At 44.5% G+C, this 17270-nt stretch carries 15 protein-coding genes and 2 tRNA genes; 15 read left to right on the top strand and 2 right to left on the bottom strand.

Annotation, left to right across the window (positions count from 1 at the left end; translation table 11 throughout):
• Positions 1-16: 16 nt before the first annotated feature.
• Positions 17-313: a ribosome assembly RNA-binding protein YhbY gene (yhbY, locus tag OV592_RS15475; RefSeq protein ID WP_163132304.1), complete on the bottom strand. Its 297-nt coding sequence runs from the start codon at positions 311-313 to the stop codon at positions 17-19.
• A gap of 114 nt (positions 314-427) precedes the next feature.
• On the opposite strand from yhbY, the gene rlmE reads away from it, so the two are divergent.
• The 15 genes from rlmE (at position 428) to tadA (ending at position 15566) form a co-directional block, all read left to right on the top strand.
• Entirely contained in the window at positions 428-1057 is a 630-nt protein-coding gene (gene rlmE, locus OV592_RS15470; RefSeq protein WP_406609185.1) for a 23S rRNA (uridine(2552)-2'-O)-methyltransferase RlmE, read from the top strand.
• A 49-nt stretch (positions 1058-1106) separates the two neighbouring features.
• Positions 1107-3050 (top strand): ATP-dependent zinc metalloprotease FtsH, encoded by a 1944-nt coding sequence (gene ftsH / locus OV592_RS15465; protein ID WP_152779749.1) that lies wholly within the window; start codon positions 1107-1109, stop codon positions 3048-3050.
• A 62-nt stretch (positions 3051-3112) separates the two neighbouring features.
• A complete protein-coding gene (folP, locus tag OV592_RS15460) occupies positions 3113-3943 on the top strand; it encodes a dihydropteroate synthase (RefSeq protein WP_406609184.1) in 831 nt (276 codons plus the stop codon).
• The gene (glmM, locus tag OV592_RS15455; protein ID WP_040307319.1) at positions 3943-5280 is read left to right on the top strand and encodes a phosphoglucosamine mutase; all 1338 of its coding nucleotides are present in this window, start codon (positions 3943-3945) and stop codon (positions 5278-5280) included. The genes folP and glmM overlap by 1 nt, the downstream gene beginning before the upstream one ends.
• A gap of 159 nt (positions 5281-5439) precedes the next feature.
• Positions 5440-5784, top strand: coding sequence for a preprotein translocase subunit SecG (secG, locus tag OV592_RS15450; RefSeq protein ID WP_016402378.1), 345 nt, complete (start codon positions 5440-5442; stop codon positions 5782-5784).
• Positions 5785-5789: 5 nt separating this feature from the next.
• Positions 5790-5875, top strand: a tRNA-Leu gene (locus OV592_RS15445).
• A 53-nt stretch (positions 5876-5928) separates the two neighbouring features.
• Positions 5929-6005: transfer RNA gene (locus OV592_RS15440), tRNA-Met, on the top strand.
• Positions 6006-6149: 144 nt separating this feature from the next.
• Positions 6150-6608: a ribosome maturation factor RimP gene (gene rimP / locus OV592_RS15435; protein ID WP_016402377.1), complete on the top strand. Its 459-nt coding sequence runs from the start codon at positions 6150-6152 to the stop codon at positions 6606-6608.
• Between the two features lie 12 nt (positions 6609-6620).
• Positions 6621-8117 (top strand): transcription termination factor NusA, encoded by a 1497-nt coding sequence (nusA, locus tag OV592_RS15430; protein ID WP_406609183.1) that lies wholly within the window; start codon positions 6621-6623, stop codon positions 8115-8117.
• A 23-nt stretch (positions 8118-8140) separates the two neighbouring features.
• Positions 8141-10795, top strand: coding sequence for a translation initiation factor IF-2 (infB, locus tag OV592_RS15425; protein WP_406609182.1), 2655 nt, complete (start codon positions 8141-8143; stop codon positions 10793-10795).
• 90 nt (positions 10796-10885) lie between these two features.
• Positions 10886-11302, top strand: coding sequence for a 30S ribosome-binding factor RbfA (rbfA, locus tag OV592_RS15420; RefSeq protein WP_338621896.1), 417 nt, complete (start codon positions 10886-10888; stop codon positions 11300-11302).
• On the top strand, positions 11302-12249 hold the full coding sequence (truB, locus tag OV592_RS15415; RefSeq protein ID WP_406609181.1) for a tRNA pseudouridine(55) synthase TruB: 948 nt from the start codon (positions 11302-11304) through the stop codon (positions 12247-12249). The genes rbfA and truB overlap by 1 nt, the downstream gene beginning before the upstream one ends.
• A 101-nt stretch (positions 12250-12350) precedes the next feature.
• Positions 12351-12620: a 30S ribosomal protein S15 gene (gene rpsO / locus OV592_RS15410; RefSeq protein WP_016402372.1), complete on the top strand. Its 270-nt coding sequence runs from the start codon at positions 12351-12353 to the stop codon at positions 12618-12620.
• A 185-nt stretch (positions 12621-12805) separates the two neighbouring features.
• Positions 12806-14920: a polyribonucleotide nucleotidyltransferase gene (pnp, locus tag OV592_RS15405; RefSeq protein WP_016402371.1), complete on the top strand. Its 2115-nt coding sequence runs from the start codon at positions 12806-12808 to the stop codon at positions 14918-14920.
• Positions 14921-15026: 106 nt separating this feature from the next.
• Entirely contained in the window at positions 15027-15566 is a 540-nt protein-coding gene (gene tadA / locus OV592_RS15400) for a tRNA adenosine(34) deaminase TadA (protein ID WP_338621894.1), read from the top strand.
• A gap of 219 nt (positions 15567-15785) precedes the next feature.
• Here tadA and mltF read toward each other — a convergent pair whose 3' ends face one another.
• Positions 15786-17255, bottom strand: a complete 1470-nt coding sequence (mltF, locus tag OV592_RS15395; protein WP_406609180.1) for a membrane-bound lytic murein transglycosylase MltF — start codon at positions 17253-17255, stop codon at positions 15786-15788.
• Between the last annotated feature and the right edge of the window lie 15 nt (positions 17256-17270).

Below are 17270 nucleotides of genomic sequence, written 5' to 3'. Positions count from 1 at the left end.
GCTAAAGCCGCTTTTTTTATTTGCGTGGTAATTCAATCTTTTTATCTTCACTAGGGCGATAGATAATCAATATATGGCCAATCACCTGAACCTTCACCGCTGAAACTTTATCTGCAATGGTATCGGCAATAAGCTGCTTCATTTCACGATCGTCGGTAGCAATTTTTACCTTAATCAATTCATGATGAGCAATGGCGACTTCTATCTCTGCCAAAATTCCTTCGGTCAATCCATTTGAGCCAAGCATTACCACTGGCTTTAGGTTATGAGCCAAGGATTTCAGGTGCTGTTTTTGTTTGTTGGTTAGTTGCATGAAACTTTCTGCTTACTCGGGGTTGAAAAAAGCACATTCTAGCGCCATCTAATCACTAATACTATTTTATAATCATGATACCGTGCGGTTTTGTAACTATAGTGGAAACTATTTGTGACCAATAAAAAACATACTGCCAGCTCTAAACGCTGGTTAACTGAACATTTTGATGACCACTATGTGCAAAAAGCCCAAAAACTTGGCTTGCGTTCAAGAGCGGTATTTAAAATTGAAGAGATTCAAAATAAAGATAAGTTGCTAAAATCGGGCATGACCGTAGTTGACCTTGGTGCTGCACCCGGTGGTTGGTCTCAATACTGCGTCGAGCAAGTCGGTTTAGATGGTCATGTGATAGCTTGTGACATTCTACCTATGGACCCAATCGCTGGGGTGGATTTTCTTTGTGGCGATTTTCGCGAAGAAGAAGTGCTAAACGCTTTGCTCGAACGAGTGGGTGAGAAGAAAGTGGATGTTGTGTTGTCAGACATGGCGCCCAACATGAGTGGCAACAATAATGTTGACCAATCACGTGCCATGTATTTAGTTGAACTAGCATTAGATATGTGTCGTGAAGTGCTTGCGCCAAAAGGCAGCTTCGCAGTAAAGGTATTCCAAGGCGAAGGCTTTGATCAATATCTCCAGCAAGTACGTTCTATGTTTACCAGTGTGAAAACTCGTAAGCCAGATTCCTCAAGGGCTCGCTCTCGAGAAGTCTATATAGTGGCTAGTGGCTTTAAACTATAGTACGCTAGATAATAATTCTTATTTAAAAATAACCGGTGAGGTTTTCGTCTTGAGTGACATGGCAAAAAATCTGATTCTGTGGCTGGTAATAGCTGTGGTTTTGATGTCTGTATTCCAAAGCTTTAGCCCTGATTCAAGCAGTGGTCGGCAAATGGACTATTCCACCTTTGTAAAGGAAGTGAATCAAGAACAGATCCGCGAAGTGCGTATTAGTGGGCAAGATGTTAAAGGCATCAAGCGTACTGGTGAGCAATTTAGCACTATAATTCCCTTGCACGATAAAGACCTACTTAATGATCTTATCAACCACAATGTAAAGGTATTGGGTGAGCAACCAGAAGAGCAGGGGCTGTTAACCTCTATCTTCATTTCTTGGTTCCCGATGCTATTGCTAATCGGTGTATGGATATTCTTCATGCGTCAAATGCAAGGCGGTGGTGGTAAAGGCGCTATGTCTTTTGGTAAGAGTAAAGCGCGCTTAATGAGCGAAGACCAAATTAAAACCACTTTTGCTGATGTAGCAGGTTGTGATGAAGCCAAAGAAGAAGTGGGTGAGTTAGTAGATTACTTACGTGATCCAACTAAGTTCCAAAAGCTTGGTGGTAAAATTCCTACTGGCGTATTGATGGTCGGTCCTCCAGGTACCGGTAAAACCTTGCTTGCTAAAGCTATCGCTGGTGAAGCAAAAGTACCTTTCTTTACTATTTCTGGTTCAGACTTTGTAGAAATGTTCGTAGGTGTTGGTGCTTCACGTGTTCGTGACATGTTTGAGCAAGCTAAAAAGTCTGCTCCGTGTATCATTTTCATCGATGAAATTGATGCCGTAGGTCGCCAACGTGGTGCCGGTTTAGGTGGCGGGCACGATGAGCGTGAGCAAACACTAAACCAAATGTTAGTTGAAATGGATGGTTTTGAAGGCAATGAAGGCATTATTGTTATTGCTGCAACTAACCGACCAGACGTATTAGACCCTGCGTTATTGCGCCCAGGTCGTTTCGACCGCCAAGTAACGGTTGGCTTGCCAGATATTCGAGGCCGTGAGCAGATCCTAAAAGTACACATGCGTAAAGTGCCTTTAGGAGATGGTGTAGATGCCGCGGTAATTGCTCGTGGTACTCCTGGCTTCTCTGGTGCAGATTTAGCAAACCTTGTAAACGAGGCTGCACTGTTTGCCGCTCGCGGTAGCAAGCGCACTGTTTCGATGGAAGAATTTGAAAAAGCTAAAGACAAAATCATGATGGGCGCTGAGCGTAAATCGATGGTTATGACCGAAGCTGAAAAAGAGATGACTGCTTATCACGAAGCAGGCCATGCAATTGTAGGTCGTTTAGTACCAGAGCATGATCCTGTATATAAAGTGAGTATTATTCCGCGTGGTCGCGCTTTAGGTGTAACAATGTACTTGCCTGAGCAAGACAGAGTGAGCCATAGCAAACAGCATTTAGAAAGCATGATCTCTAGCTTGTACGGTGGGCGCTTAGCTGAGCGTATTATCTACGGTGATGAAAAAGTATCGACCGGTGCTAGCAATGATATTGAGCGAGCAACTGAAATTGCCCGTAAGATGGTTACACAATGGGGTCTTTCAGAGTCAATGGGGCCACTGCTTTATGCTGATGAAGAAGGTGAAGTATTCTTAGGACGCAGTGCTGCTAAAACTAAGCATATGTCTGATGATACCGCTAAGGCCATCGACTTAGAGATTCGCTCGGTCATTGATCGTAACTATCAGCGCGCTGAATCTTTGTTGACCGAAAACATGGATATTCTTCATACCATGAAAGATGCGTTGATGAAGTACGAAACCATTGATGCTCGACAGATAGACGATTTGATGGAGCGTAAAACTCCTCGTCCACCGGCTGATTGGGATGACTCAGACAAGCCAACACCACCTGAATCTAATGACAAAGGTGATGAAGCTAAAGCTGACGACGCAAAAACTGATGCACCTGAGCCACCTAAAACCATAGGTGAAGATCCTGCTCAGTAAGGCTTAAATTAAGTTGTTAGCCCTGTAAGTCGCTTACAGGGCTTTTTTGTAAGTAAAGAAAAATGACTATTGCATTCAATATTGGTCCTCATCAATTCAAACGCCCGGTGATTATGGGCATTCTCAATGTTACGCCTGATTCCTTTTCCGATGGTGGCTCTTATGTTTCTCATGAGCAAGCACTAGCACGTGTAGAGCAAATGCTTAATGAAGGTGCTGATATAATTGATGTGGGTGGAGAGTCTACGCGACCAGGCGCTGCGGATGTTTCGTTAACCGTGGAATTGCAACGAACGGTTGGTGTGATTAAGGCTATTAAGCAGCGTTTTGATTGCTTGGTTTCGATAGATACCAATAAAGCTCAAGTGATGCAGCAAGCTGTTGAAGCGGGCGCTGATATCATTAACGATGTTTGCGCCTTAACTAATCCAGGGGCGCTAGAAGTTGCGGCTGATTTAAGGGTGCCGGTGTGCATTATGCATATGCAAGGAAAACCTAGAAGTATGCAAGTTAACCCTCAATACGATAATGTCGTGAGCGAAGTAATTACTTACTTAATGCAACGAGTTGAGAGCTGTGTAGCGGCAGGCATTGTTGAATCGAATATAATAGTTGACCCTGGTTTTGGTTTTGGTAAAACTCTTGACCACAATTTTCAGCTGCTTGCCCAATTAAATGAGTTTAAGCAGCTCGGTTTGCCGATTTTGGCAGGCGTCTCCCGCAAGAGCATGTTTGGTAAGCTGCTGGGTAAATCTCCAGATAGCTTAATGGCAGCAAGTGTAGCAGGTGCTGTTTTAGCCGCTCAGCAGGGAGCACACATATTTCGTGTACATGACGTTCAAGAAACGGCTGATGCACTAAACGTTTATTCAAAAGTACAGATGAGTAAGTAATGACAAGACGATATTTTGGCACGGATGGTGTTCGCGGTAAGGTGGGTGAGTACCCAATTACCCCTGAATTCGCTTTAAAACTAGGATGGGCAGCCGGTAAGGTCTTGTCGAGCACAGGAACACGTAAAGTACTAATCGGTAAAGATACCCGAATCTCTGGCTACATGCTGGAATCTGCTCTAGAAGCAGGCCTTTCTGCTGCGGGTGTTCAAGCAAGCTTTGTAGGCCCTATGCCTACACCAGCGGTTGCCTACCTAACTCGTACTTTTAGGGCTGAAGCGGGCATTGTGATTAGTGCTTCTCATAATCCTTACTACGACAATGGCATTAAGTTTTTCTCTGCTAATGGCACTAAGTTACCCGATGAAGTGGAGTTAGCGATTGAAGCTGAATTGGATAATCCAATGACCTGTGTAGATTCGGCTGCTTTAGGTAAAGCTCGCCGTATTGAAGATGCAGCGGGCCGTTATATTGAGTTTTGTAAAAGTACATTTCCGAATAAATACAACTTATCAGGCCTTAAGATTGTAGTGGATTGTGCACACGGTGCCACTTACCACATTGCACCAAAAGTATTTAGCGAGTTAGGTGCAGAAGTAGTTGCTATTGGTAACCAGCCTGACGGTCTGAATATCAATGAGAAATGTGGTGCTACCGATACCGGCTTATTAGCTGAAAAAGTTTTAGAACACAAAGCAGATCTTGGTATCGCGCTCGATGGTGATGGTGATCGTGTCATGATGATCGATCAACATGGTGTACAAGTTGATGGTGACGAGATTCTCTATATTTTGGCCAAAGACGCTAAGTTAAGTAATCACTTAAGTGGTGGTGTTGTTGGCACACTAATGAGCAATTTGGCTCTAGAGCAAGCCTTTGCCGAAATGGATATTCCATTTAGCCGAGCTAAAGTTGGTGACCGCTACGTTATGGAGCAATTATCAGAACGGGGCTGGACTTACGGCGGAGAAAACTCTGGTCATATTATTTGCTTGGGTCATACCACAACAGGTGATGGTATCGTTGCTGCACTGCAGGTTCTAGCTGCTATGTTGGCACAAAAACAGAGTTTGCGAGGTTTACTAAGTGATTTAACGCTTTATCCTCAACTACTGGTCAATGTGCGCTTTAAAGGTGATAGCGATCCATTAAGCAGTGACTTAGTGAAAAAAGCTCAAGCCAAAGCCGAAAATCAACTAGGTGACTCTGGCCGAGTATTGCTACGTAAATCAGGTACAGAGCCATTACTGCGCGTAATGGTTGAAGGGGCGGATTCTGCTCTAGTAGAACAATGCGCTAACGATATCGCTGATGCTGTAAGAGCTGCTTGCAACTAAAGCGAACAATAATTAAACGGTTGAACACAGAGTAGAAGTTTTTTGAGCTTGGCGCTTGTATTAGTAGCAGAGGTTCGCTAATATTCGCCCGCTTTGGTGACTTGTGTTTCACTAAATGACGGTCGGAATGAAGACCGACCCACACTTAGGTGAAAGAGAATGTACGAAATTTTATTAGTAGTTTATTTAGTTGTTGCACTGGCTTTGATTGGTCTAGTGTTAATTCAGCAAGGCAAGGGTGCTGATATGGGCGCATCTTTTGGCTCTGGCGCATCTAACACAGTATTTGGTTCTTCTGGTTCAAGTAACTTCTTAACTAGAGCAACCGCTATTTGTGCAACGTTGTTTATTGTAATCAGCTTGGTGTTAGGCAACCTTTCAGCCAAACAAACCCAACAAGTTGATGAATGGAGCGATTTGTCTCAGCCTGCTGCTGAACAAGTGCTTCAAGATGCTGATGTTCCAGCATCACCAGCAAACCCTGGTAGCGACGTACCTAACTAATTTTAGCCGAGGTGGTGGAATTGGTAGACACGCTATCTTGAGGGGGTAGTGTCCTATGGACGTGCGGGTTCAAGTCCCGCTCTCGGCACCAATAGTTATTTTTGCATCCTGTCAGAGTGATTGATATAATCCTCGGCAATCGGACGCGGGATGGAGCAGTCTGGTAGCTCGTCGGGCTCATAACCCGAAGGTCGTCGGTTCAAATCCGGCTCCCGCAACCAACTATCAAATACTTAGGTAGTGATAGTGTTAAAGGCTCAGAAATTTTAAAGCCCCGCTTCATCGGGGCTTTTTGTTATTTTCTCGCCGCACCTTAGGTGCTAGAACTGGGCTTTACGCCCTTTTTTTGTTTCTGGAGGGGAACCTTGGCAACTGTAGAACAACGATTAACTGACATGCTTACTCCAGCGGTTGAAGCGCTGGGTTTTGAGCTCTTAGGTATCGAATATGTTAGTGCTGGCAAGCACTCTATCGTGCGTTTGTTTATTGACCACGAAAACGGCATTAATGTCGACAATTGCGCCGACGTAAGTCGACAAGCTAGCGCTATTTTGGATGTTGAAGATCCAATTAGCACTGAATACAACCTTGAGGTGTCATCTCCTGGTTTGGAACGCCCTCTTTTTAAAGCGGAACACTATCAACGTTTTATTGGTGAGATTGCTTTTCTACAGGTACGTATGCCTGTAAACAATCGCCGTAAATGGCAGGGTGAAATTATTGCTGTTGAAGACGACACAGTCGTTTTAGCAGTAGACAAAGAACAACATCGGATCGCGCTAGGTAATGTACAAAAAGCGCATCTGGTTCCCCAGTTTGACTAAAGAGGGTCAGGAATGAACAAAGAAGTCTTGTTGGTTGTTGATGCGGTATCGAACGAAAAAGCTCTACCGCGTGAAAAAATCTTTGAAGCTATGGAAATTGCTTTAGCAACGGCAACCAAGAAAAAGTATGAAGGCGATATTGAAGTTCGCGTTGATATCGATCGCAAAGACGGTAGTTTTGATACCTTCCGTCGCTGGATGGTTGTTGAAAATCAAGAAGCGATTGAGAATCCATACCGTGAAATTACTTTAGAAGCAGCCCAATACGAAGAGCCAGAAATTGAACTTGGTGATTATGTTGAAGAGCAAATTGAATCTGTAGTGTTTGACCGCATTACTACGCAAACTGCTAAGCAAGTTATCGTACAGAAAGTACGTGAAGCAGAGCGCGCTCAAGTTGTTGAACAATATTTTGACCAAGTGAATGAATTGGTAACAGGTGTTGTTAAAAAGGTAAGCCGTGAAAATATCATCGTTGACCTAGGTAACAATGCTGAAGCAGTTATTCATCGCGAAGAATCACTTCCTCGTGAAGCTTTCCGCCCGGGTGACCGTGTTCGTGGTTTGCTGTACGAAGTGAAACCAGAAGCTCGTGGTGCTCAATTGTTTATGAGCCGTACTCGCCCAGAGATGCTGATCGAGTTGTTCCGCATCGAAGTGCCAGAAATTGCTGAAGAGATGATTGATCTTAAAGCTGCTGCTCGCGATCCAGGTTCACGTGCGAAAATTGCTGTGAAAAGTAATGACCGCCGCATCGATCCTGTTGGAGCTTGTGTTGGTATGCGTGGTGCGCGTGTTCAAGCCGTTTCAGGTGAACTTGATAACGAGCGTGTAGATATTGTGTTGTGGGACGATAACCCAGCTCAATTTGCTATTAACGCCATGGCTCCAGCAGAAGTTGCGTCAATCATCGTAGATGAAGATAGCCACTCAATGGATATCGCTGTTGAAGCTGACAACCTTGCCCAAGCAATTGGTCGTAACGGTCAAAACGTACGTCTAGCGTCTCAACTTACTGGTTGGGAACTAAATGTAATGACTGTTGAAGATGCAAACAATAAACACCAAGCTGAAGCTCAAAAAGCTATCGATACGTTTGTTCAATACCTAGATATTGATGAAGAGTTCTCAACCGTTCTTGCTGAAGAAGGTTTCACTTCTTTAGAAGAAATTGCTTACGTACCAGTAAGCGAACTACTCAGCATTGACGGCCTAGATGAAGATATCGTTAACGAGCTGCGTGAGCGTGCTAAAGCGGCACTAGTAACCGAAGCTCTAGCTAAAGAAGAGTCTTTAGATAACGCCGAGCCAAGTGAAGAGCTACTTGCTCTTGAAGGTATGGAACGTCACCTAGCGTTTGTACTGGCAAGTAAAGGCGTGATTAGCTTAGAAGATCTTGCAGAGCAAGGTATAGACGAGCTAGAAGATATTGAAGAGTTGTCGGAAGAGAAAGCCGGCGAACTGATTATGGCCGCCAGACAGATTTGCTGGTTTGGCGACGAAGAATAAGGTCGACGGAGGACAATAGCCCGATGACAGAAGTTTCAATTAAACAACTCGCGACCGACGTGGGAACAAACGAAGACAAATTAATTCAGCAATTTGCAGATGCTGGTATTAAAAAGTCTTTAACCGACAATGTTACTCAAGAAGAGAAAACTAAGCTTCTTGAGCATCTAAAACTACAGCATGGTGAAGAAAGCTCGCCAAGCCGCATGACCTTAAAGCGTACAACCAAGAGCACCCTAAGTGTGTCTGGTACCGGCGGTAAGTCTCGCGCAGTTCAAGTAGAAGTGCGTAAAAAGAAAACTTACGTTAAACGCAGCGCTGTAGAAGAACAAGCGAAGCAAGAAGCTGAAGAAAAAGCACGCCTAGAAGCTGAAGAAGCAGCGCGTGTTGAAGCTGAAGCCGCTGCAAAGAAAGCCGCTGAAGATAAAGCTAAGCGTGAAGCAGAAGAGAAAGTGAAGCGCGAAGAAAAAGCGGCAGCTGCAGCAGCTGCGGCAAAAGCTAAAGAAGCTGAAAAACAGTCTGACGCAGAGAAATCTCCTGAGCAATTAGCTGCAGAGAAAGAAGCTGCCGATATCTTGCGTAAGCAAGAAGAAGCTGCAATTGCGAAAGCTGAGGCCGAAGCAGAGAAAAAAGCAGAAGAAGCGAAGAAGCTAGCAGAAGAAAATGCCGCGCGTTGGGCCGAAGAAGAAAAAGCCCGTAAAAAGCGTGAAGAATCTGCCGATTACCACACAACTACATCTACTTATGCTCGTGCTGCAGAAGATGAGCAAGAGCAAAAAGCTGAAGCTCCTCGTCGCAAAAAGCGTAAAGCTAAGCAAAACGACGATAACAATAACAATCGTCGTGGTGGCCGCAAAGGTAATAAGCGTCAAGTAGCTACTCCAACTACTATGCAGCATGGCTTCAACAAGCCTGCGCAACCGGTTGAGCGTGAAGTACGCATTGGCGAAACCATTTCAGTTGGTGAATTAGCTAGCAAAATGGCAATCAAAGCCACTGAAGTGATTAAAGCCATGATGAAGATGGGCGCAATGGCGACCATTAACCAAGTTATTGACCAAGAAACTGCAACGTTGGTTGCTGAAGAACTTGGCCATAAAGTGGTTCTAGTTAAAGAAAACGCGCTTGAAGAACAAGTAATGCAAGAAGCGGAATCAACCGGTGAGCAAACAACTCGTGCACCAGTTGTAACTATTATGGGTCACGTTGACCATGGTAAAACCTCGCTACTAGATTACATTCGTCGCGCTAAAGTTGCCGATGGTGAAGCTGGCGGTATTACCCAGCATATTGGTGCTTACCATGTTGAAACTAACGACAACATGATCACCTTCTTAGATACTCCAGGACACGCTGCGTTTACCTCGATGCGTGCTCGTGGTGCTAAAGCAACCGATATTGTTGTATTGGTAGTGGCTGCAGATGATGGTGTAATGCCACAAACTATTGAAGCGATTCAGCACGCCCGTGCTGCTGAAGTGCCGTTAGTTGTAGCGGTAAACAAAATCGATAAAGAAGCAGCTGATCCAGATCGCGTTAAAACTGAACTATCGCAACACGATGTTATTCCAGAAGACTGGGGCGGCGACGTGCAATTTGTTCACGTATCAGCGAAAAGCGGTGAAGGTATTGATGACTTATTAGAAGCGATTGTGCTTCAGTCTGATGTACTAGAGCTTACTGCTAGCCATGTTGGCGCTGCATCGGGTGTAGTAATTGAATCTCGCCTTGATAAAGGTCGCGGTCCAATTGCATCTATCTTGGTACAACACGGTCAGTTAGAAAAAGGCGACATCATTCTTTGTGGTCTCGAATACGGTCGTATTCGTGCCATGAAAGATGAAAACGGTAAAGACATCGAAACTGCCGGCCCTTCAATCCCTGTTGAGATTCTAGGTCTATCTGGTGTGCCACAAGCTGGTGACGAAGCTACTGTGGTTCGTGATGAGAAGAAAGCTCGTGAAGTTGCACTTTACCGTCAGGGTAAATTCCGTGATGTTAAATTAGCGCGTCAGCAAAAATCTAAACTTGAAAACATGTTTGCCAACATGGAAGAAGGTGAAGTTCAAGAGCTTAACATTGTACTTAAATCTGATGTACAAGGTTCGCTTGAAGCGATTGCTGATTCTCTGTCTAAGCTTTCAACTGACGAAGTTAAAGTTAACATTATCGGCCGTGGTGTTGGTGGTATTACCGAAACTGATGCAACGCTAGCCGCTGCGTCTAACGCTATCGTACTTGGCTTTAACGTTCGTGCCGACGCAACTGCGCGCCGTATCATCGAAACTGAAAGTGTAGATCTACACTACTACAGCGTAATCTATGACTTAATCGATGAAGTTAAGAGTGCAATGACCGGCTTGCTTGCTCCAGAATTTAAACAACAAATTATGGGCTTAGCTGAAGTTCGTGACGTATTTAAGTCACCTAAGCTTGGTGCTATTGCAGGTTGTATGGTACTTGAAGGTCAGGTTAAGCGTTCTAACCCAATTCGTGTTTTACGTGAAAACGTGGTTATTTATGAAGGTGAGCTAGAGTCACTTCGCCGCTTTAAAGATGACGTAAACGAAGTACGTAACGGTATGGAATGTGGTATCGGCGTTAAGAACTATAATGACGTTCGTGCTGGTGACCAAATCGAAGTATTTGAGATTGTTGAAGTTAAGCGTAGCTTGTAAGCTCGCCACTTAATTAATCTCTAAGATGGGGGCTTGCGCCCCCATTTGTGTTTTCAATACTCCCTTGGGAGTGGTATCAGGAGAAATGTGATGCCTAGAGAATTTAGCCGCCCAGATCGGGTAGCCCAACAAATTCAAAAAGAAGTTGCGATGATTTTGCAACGAGAAGTACGAGACTCACGTTTGAGCTTAGTGACAGTATCTGCCGTTGAAGTAACCCGTGATCTTGCTTACGCTAAAGTGTTTGTGACCTTTTTAGACGATAGTGAAGAGGCGGTAAAAGCTAGCTTAGAAGCGCTAGAAGAGCACGTAGGCTACGTTCGTCATTTGTTAGCAAAAGCAATGCGCCTGCGTGCTGTACCAGAATTACGCTTTCAGTATGATGGCTCACTACGTGAAGGTTTGCGTATGACTGAGCTGGCGACTAAAGCAGTTAAAGATGACCAACAAAAAGCCGAAGCATCAGGTCGTAGCTTGGGCAACGGTGAAGAGCAAGAGGGCGAGTAATGGGACAAGGACGCAGAAAAAAGGGTAGAGCTATTGACGGTATCCTTCTGCTGAATAAACCTACTGGTGTTTCTTCAAACGGAATTTTGCAGCGAGTTAAGCGAATTTATTTCGCTCAAAAAGCCGGACATACTGGGGCTCTAGATCCGCTTGCCACTGGTATGCTGCCAATTTGCTTAGGGGAAGCCACTAAGTTTTCACAGTTTTTGTTAGATTCCGATAAACGTTATCAGGTTACTGCTCAACTCGGTGTTCGAACAAATACCTCTGATTCTGATGGCGAAGTGGTTGAACAGCGTGATGTGAATGTTAATCAAGCCGAGATTGAAGCTGCATTAGCATCATTTCGTGGTGCGATAAATCAAGTGCCTTCTATGTTCTCTGCGCTAAAGCATAACGGTAAGCCTTTGTATTCTTATGCCCGAGAAGGCATTACGATTGAACGTGAAGCGCGGCCAATTACTGTTTATGAAAACAACTTTATTTCATTAGATGGCGATATGCTGACCTTAGATGTTCATTGCAGCAAAGGTACTTATATTCGCACCATTATTGATGATCTAGGTGAAATGCTAGGTTGTGGCGCGCATGTAGTTAAATTGCATCGCTCGCAGGTAGCGACTTACCCAAGCGAACGAATGGTGACACCAGAACAATTAGAGGCGTTATTAGAACAAGCTAACGAGCAAGATATTGCTCCTAAAGAGTTGCTTGACCCTTTATTGTTGCCAATGGATTCAGCTGTCGCCCATTTGGCAGAAGTGAATATTCCAGAGGCATTAGGTGGATATTTAATGCAAGGCCAAGCGATGCAAGTCGCTGGGGCTCCGTTAAATGAGGTGTTCAGGTTAACCATTGGTGAGCAGCATCGTTTTGTTGGCATTGGTCAATTAAACGATGATGGCTTAGTGGCACCTAAACGCTTGATTCAAAATAACGATAGTTAGGCGAGTTGCTTGCAACTCATTAGGGCGCACTATATAATGCGCGTCCTTCTTCGCTGAGTTAGTGATTGGCGGAGAGTAAATTTACATTTTTAGGAGTTAGTATGTCACTAAGTAGCACTGAAAAAGCAGCAATCGTTGCAGAATACGCACGTGAAGCAGGAGACACTGGTTCTTCTGAAGTTCAAGTTGCTTTGTTAACTGCACAGATCAACCACTTGCAAGGTCACTTCAAGAAGCACATCCACGATCACCACAGCCGTCGTGGTCTACTACGCATGGTTAGCCAGCGTCGTAAATTGCTTGACTACTTGAAGCGTAAAAACCAAGCGAGCTACGCTGAATTGATCGCTAAATTGGGCCTACGTCGTTAATTTTAACGTCGCCAAGAAAGAATACCGAAAGGGAGCCGAATGGCTCCCTTTTTTGTTGCTTAAATAAAAGTCACAAAGTGGTGTGATAACAGTGGTTTTAGTAAGGATAAAGTTATCTTTTGACAAGCCATTGCTTTATACTTTAGCGCGAATTGAAAAGAGAACATAAATTAAAGGAAATTCACGTGAATCCTATCGTAAAAACGTTTAAATACGGTGAGAATACAGTCACCATTGAAACTGGCGCTATCGCTCGTCAAGCTACAGCTGCCGTAATGGTTACTATGGACGATACAACAGTATTTGTATCAGTAGTGGGTAAAAAAACTGCTACACCTGGCCAAGATTTCTTCCCGTTGACTGTGAACTACCAAGAACGTACTTACGCAGCAGGTAAAATTCCTGGTGGTTTCTTCAAGCGCGAAGGTCGTCCTTCCGAAGAAGAAACGTTAATCGCACGTTTGATTGACCGTCCAATCCGTCCATTGTTCCCAGATGGCTTCGTAAACGAAGTACAAGTTGTGGCAACAGTGGTTTCTGTAAATCCACAAGTTCAGCCAGACATCGTGGCGTTAATCGGTACTTCTGCGGCGCTAAGCCTTTCAGGTATTCCATTTAACGGCCCAATTGGTGCTGCTCGTGTTGGTTACATCGATGGTAACTACATCCTTAACCCAACCACTGAAGAGCTACCAGAAAGCAAGCTAGACCTTGTTGTAGCAGGTACCGAAAGTGCCGTTCTTATGGTTGAGTCAGAAGCAGAATTACTTTCAGAAGAAGTAATGCTTGGCGCGGTTGTTTATGGTCATGAGCAATCAAATGCGGTAATTACTGCCATTAACGAACTGTGTGAAGAAGCTGCTAAACCTGCTTGGGAATGGGAAGCGCCAGAAGTTAACGTTGCACTTAAAGATAAAGTAGCAGCATTAGCAGAAGCTAAGTTAACTGAAGCTTACCAAATTACCGACAAAGCAGAGCGTTACGCTGAAGTTGGCGAAATCAAAAAAGCGGTTGTTGAAGCATTAACTGCTGAAGACGAAGCGCTAGACAGCCAAGAAATTGGTGACGAGCTAGGCAAGTTAGAGAAAAACGTAGTTCGTTCACGCATTATTGCTGGTGAGCCGCGTATCGATGGTCGTGAACCAGATATGATCCGTGCGCTAGACGTAATGACTGGCGTATTACCACGTACTCACGGTAGCTCTGTATTCACCCGTGGTGAAACTCAGGCTCTTGTAACATGTACACTAGGTACAGAACGTGATGCACAGATGATTGACTCGCTAGCTGGCTTGCAAACATCTCGCTTCATGCTTCACTACAACTTCCCTCCTTACTGTGTTGGCGAAACGGGCTTCATCGGTTCACCTAAGCGTCGTGAAATTGGCCACGGTCGTTTGGCTAAGCGTGGTGTTGCTGCGGTAATGCCAAGTGCTGAAGACTTCCCATACACTGTACGTGTAGTATCTGAAATCACTGAATCAAACGGTTCTAGCTCGATGGCTTCTGTTTGTGGTAGCTCACTAGCGCTTATGGATGCGGGTGTACCAATTAAAGCTTCTGTTGCGGGTATCGCAATGGGTCTAGTAAAAGAAGGCGACAAGTTCGTTGTTCTTTCTGACATTTTAGGTGATGAAGATCACTTAGGTGACATGGACTTTAAAGTGGCTGGTTCTTCTGAAGGTATCTCTGCATTGCAGATGGATATTAAGATTGAAGGTATCACTAAAGAAATTATGGAAATTGCCCTACGCCAAGCGCAAGGTGCACGTTTACATATTCTAGGTGTGATGGACCAAGCTATCGGTACTTCTCGTGAAGAGATTTCTGAGTTTGCTCCACGTATCCACACGCTTAAGATCAACCCAGAGAAGATCAAAGACGTAATTGGTAAAGGTGGTGCAACTATTCGTGCACTTACTGACGAAACTGGCACTACTATCGAAATTGAAGATGACGGTACAGTGAAAGTTGCAGCAACTGATAACGCGCAAGCTCAAGAAGCGATTAAGCGTATTGAGCAGCTAACTGCTGAAGTTGAAGCGGGCCAATTCTACGAAGGTAAAGTTGTTCGCCTTGCAGACTTCGGTGCATTTGTTGAAATCTTGCCAGGTAAAGATGGCCTAGTACACATTTCGCAAATCTCTCAAGAGCGTGTTGCTAATGTTTCTGACCACCTAACTGTTGGCGACATAGTGAAAGTTAAAGTACTAGAAGTAGACCGCCAAGGCCGTGTACGTCTAAGTATTAAAGAAGCGGCTGCGCCTAGCGAAGCACCAGCAGAAAAGCCTGCTGAATAAACGTTTCAATAAATAGCTAAGCCGGCCTTGTGCCGGCTTTTTTGTTTTTGTTAAAGAGTAGGGGGCTTGTTGGGGGCTTTAGTCAGGCAGCTTTCAGGTTTACAATGTGGCGAGTAAAACAGGCAAGGATAAGTACTTGGACAATACCGATATTGACTGGATGAAACATGCACTGCTGTTAGCAGATAAAGCAGAAGCACAAGGAGAAGTGCCAGTTGGAGCAGTGGTTGTTTACCAAGGCGAAGTAGTGGGAGAAGGCTGGAATCAAACGATTACTCTTAACGATGCTACTGCCCATGCTGAGATACTAGCACTGCGAGAAGCAGGCAAGAATATCGGCAATTACCGGCTATTAGATACCACGCTTTACGTTACTTTAGAGCCCTGCTCTATGTGTGCGGGAGCCATGGTGCACGCACGCGTGAAACGATTGGTTTATGGTGCTAGCGATCTTAAAACAGGCGCTGCGGGAAGTGTGTTTAATATTATTGATTGTGAGCAGTTAAATCATCGAGCTGAGGTAGAAGCTGGAGTACTAGCGGAACAGTGCAGTGAGAACATTAGTCGTTTTTTTCGCAAGCGTCGTGAACAACACAAGCTGCGAAAAAAACAACAGAGCAGTGGTCTACTCAGCGACGCTGACTAAACCCATTTCAGTCAAAACATAAGAACGTTGTCTTAACAAAACCTTACGGTGCTGACGAGCCAATTGAATTCGGCGACGTGGCGAGTGAAGGGTAACGCGTTTCTTTCTAATCATACTATCCTCTCCATTGCGTAGGCAGGACGCTTTACAGTTTTTAATCTCCATTACAGATTAAGCATAAAACATGACAGTTATGTGACAAATCGTCAAGATTATTCTTTAGTTAATGGTGTCAACTTCTGTTTTATTTGGTTCACTAGCCTCGATGCTGGGATTATTCACTGGATAAGGTGCACGATTCTTCATTAACTCCTGACGGCGTTGCGACTCTTTTTTCTGAGCATCTAGCCACAAAAGACTTTGATAATACTGCCTAATGTTGTTTACATAGTTGTAGGCTTCTTGCCCGCGAGCGTAACCATAACGAGTTTGTTGATACCATTTTTTACGCATAAGCAGTGGCAAGTTTTCTTTAACATCTACCCAAGCATCTGGGTCGCCGCCACGCATTCGAGTAATTCGCCTAGCATCTAACATATGGCCAAAACCAATGTTGTAAGAGACAAGAGCAAACCATATTTTGTCATCTTCACGGACGCTATCAGGCACTCGGTTTATTAGCTTTTGCAGGTATTCAGCGCCGCCACGAATGCTTTGTTCTGGGTCTAAACGATTAGTTACACCCACAGATTTAGCTGTTGGCAGAGTTAACATCATCATGCCGCGCACACCGGTGAAAGATTTAGCATGCGGGCGCCAGTGAGATTCTTGATAAGACACTGCTGCGATCAGGCGCCAGTCTAACTTACCTGCGTATTGCTTAAACCAGTCTTCGTATTTGGGAAGCCGAGTACTAGTAGAGCGCAAGAAGGCCCGAGTATCGACATAATCGAAACGTTGAATATGGCCAAAATAGCGTTCGTACAAACGAGTAATGTCACCATTGCTGTGTTTATCACCAATAAATTCGATTAGCGCGCTGTATAAACTGTCATCACGCAGGCGGTTTACCATCCAAACTACAGACGTAGATTCGCTTAAGGTAAAGGCTTCAGCTAGGTCTGGATAAAAACGCTGATGCAAGGCGAGGGTGGTGTCATCCACTAAGGCGAAGCGGATGTCTTCATCAACAATGCTTTTGAGTAATTCGCTACTGTCTAGGCGGTCTGTGGCTTCAATGGTTAATTCTGGGTGTTCTTTGCGGTAGCTCTTAAGCAAAGGTTGATGATAGCTACCTGTGGTAATCCATAATGGAGAATCCACTTGGCTAATATCACGCGGTCGGCGCGTATTTTTTTTATAGACAACCTTGGCGTCTACTTTATATATCTCTGGAGAAAAGCGAAAGTTTTCGCGTAGCGCTTTGGTTGGCGATAGCGCTGCCGCTAATAGATCGACCTGATTGTTATGCAAACCTCGATAAAGTTCCGTTTGGTTATATAGAGGCACCATTTGCAACTCAACACCTAAGTAGTTAGCAAAGTCTTCCAATAACTCGTATTCCATGCCCGTAGGTTGTTCATGTTGGTCGTAATAGAAGATTTGCTGGCTATACAAGGTGCCCACGCGCAGTTTTCCACGTTGGCGAATTTGCTCTAGCTCTGAGACAAAGGGGTTGGGTTCGCAGCCTTGTAATACAAACAAAGCGAGCAACGCTAGAAGCAGGGTGAAGCGTTGCTGTTTAATCATCAAATCTGGTTTCCA

Source organism: Agarivorans sp. JK6 (genome assembly GCF_045277145.1).
GTDB classification, from domain to species: domain Bacteria; phylum Pseudomonadota; class Gammaproteobacteria; order Enterobacterales; family Celerinatantimonadaceae; genus Agarivorans; species Agarivorans albus.
Note: the sequence above shows the minus strand (reverse complement) of the source record. Positions and strands in the feature narration are given on the sequence as shown.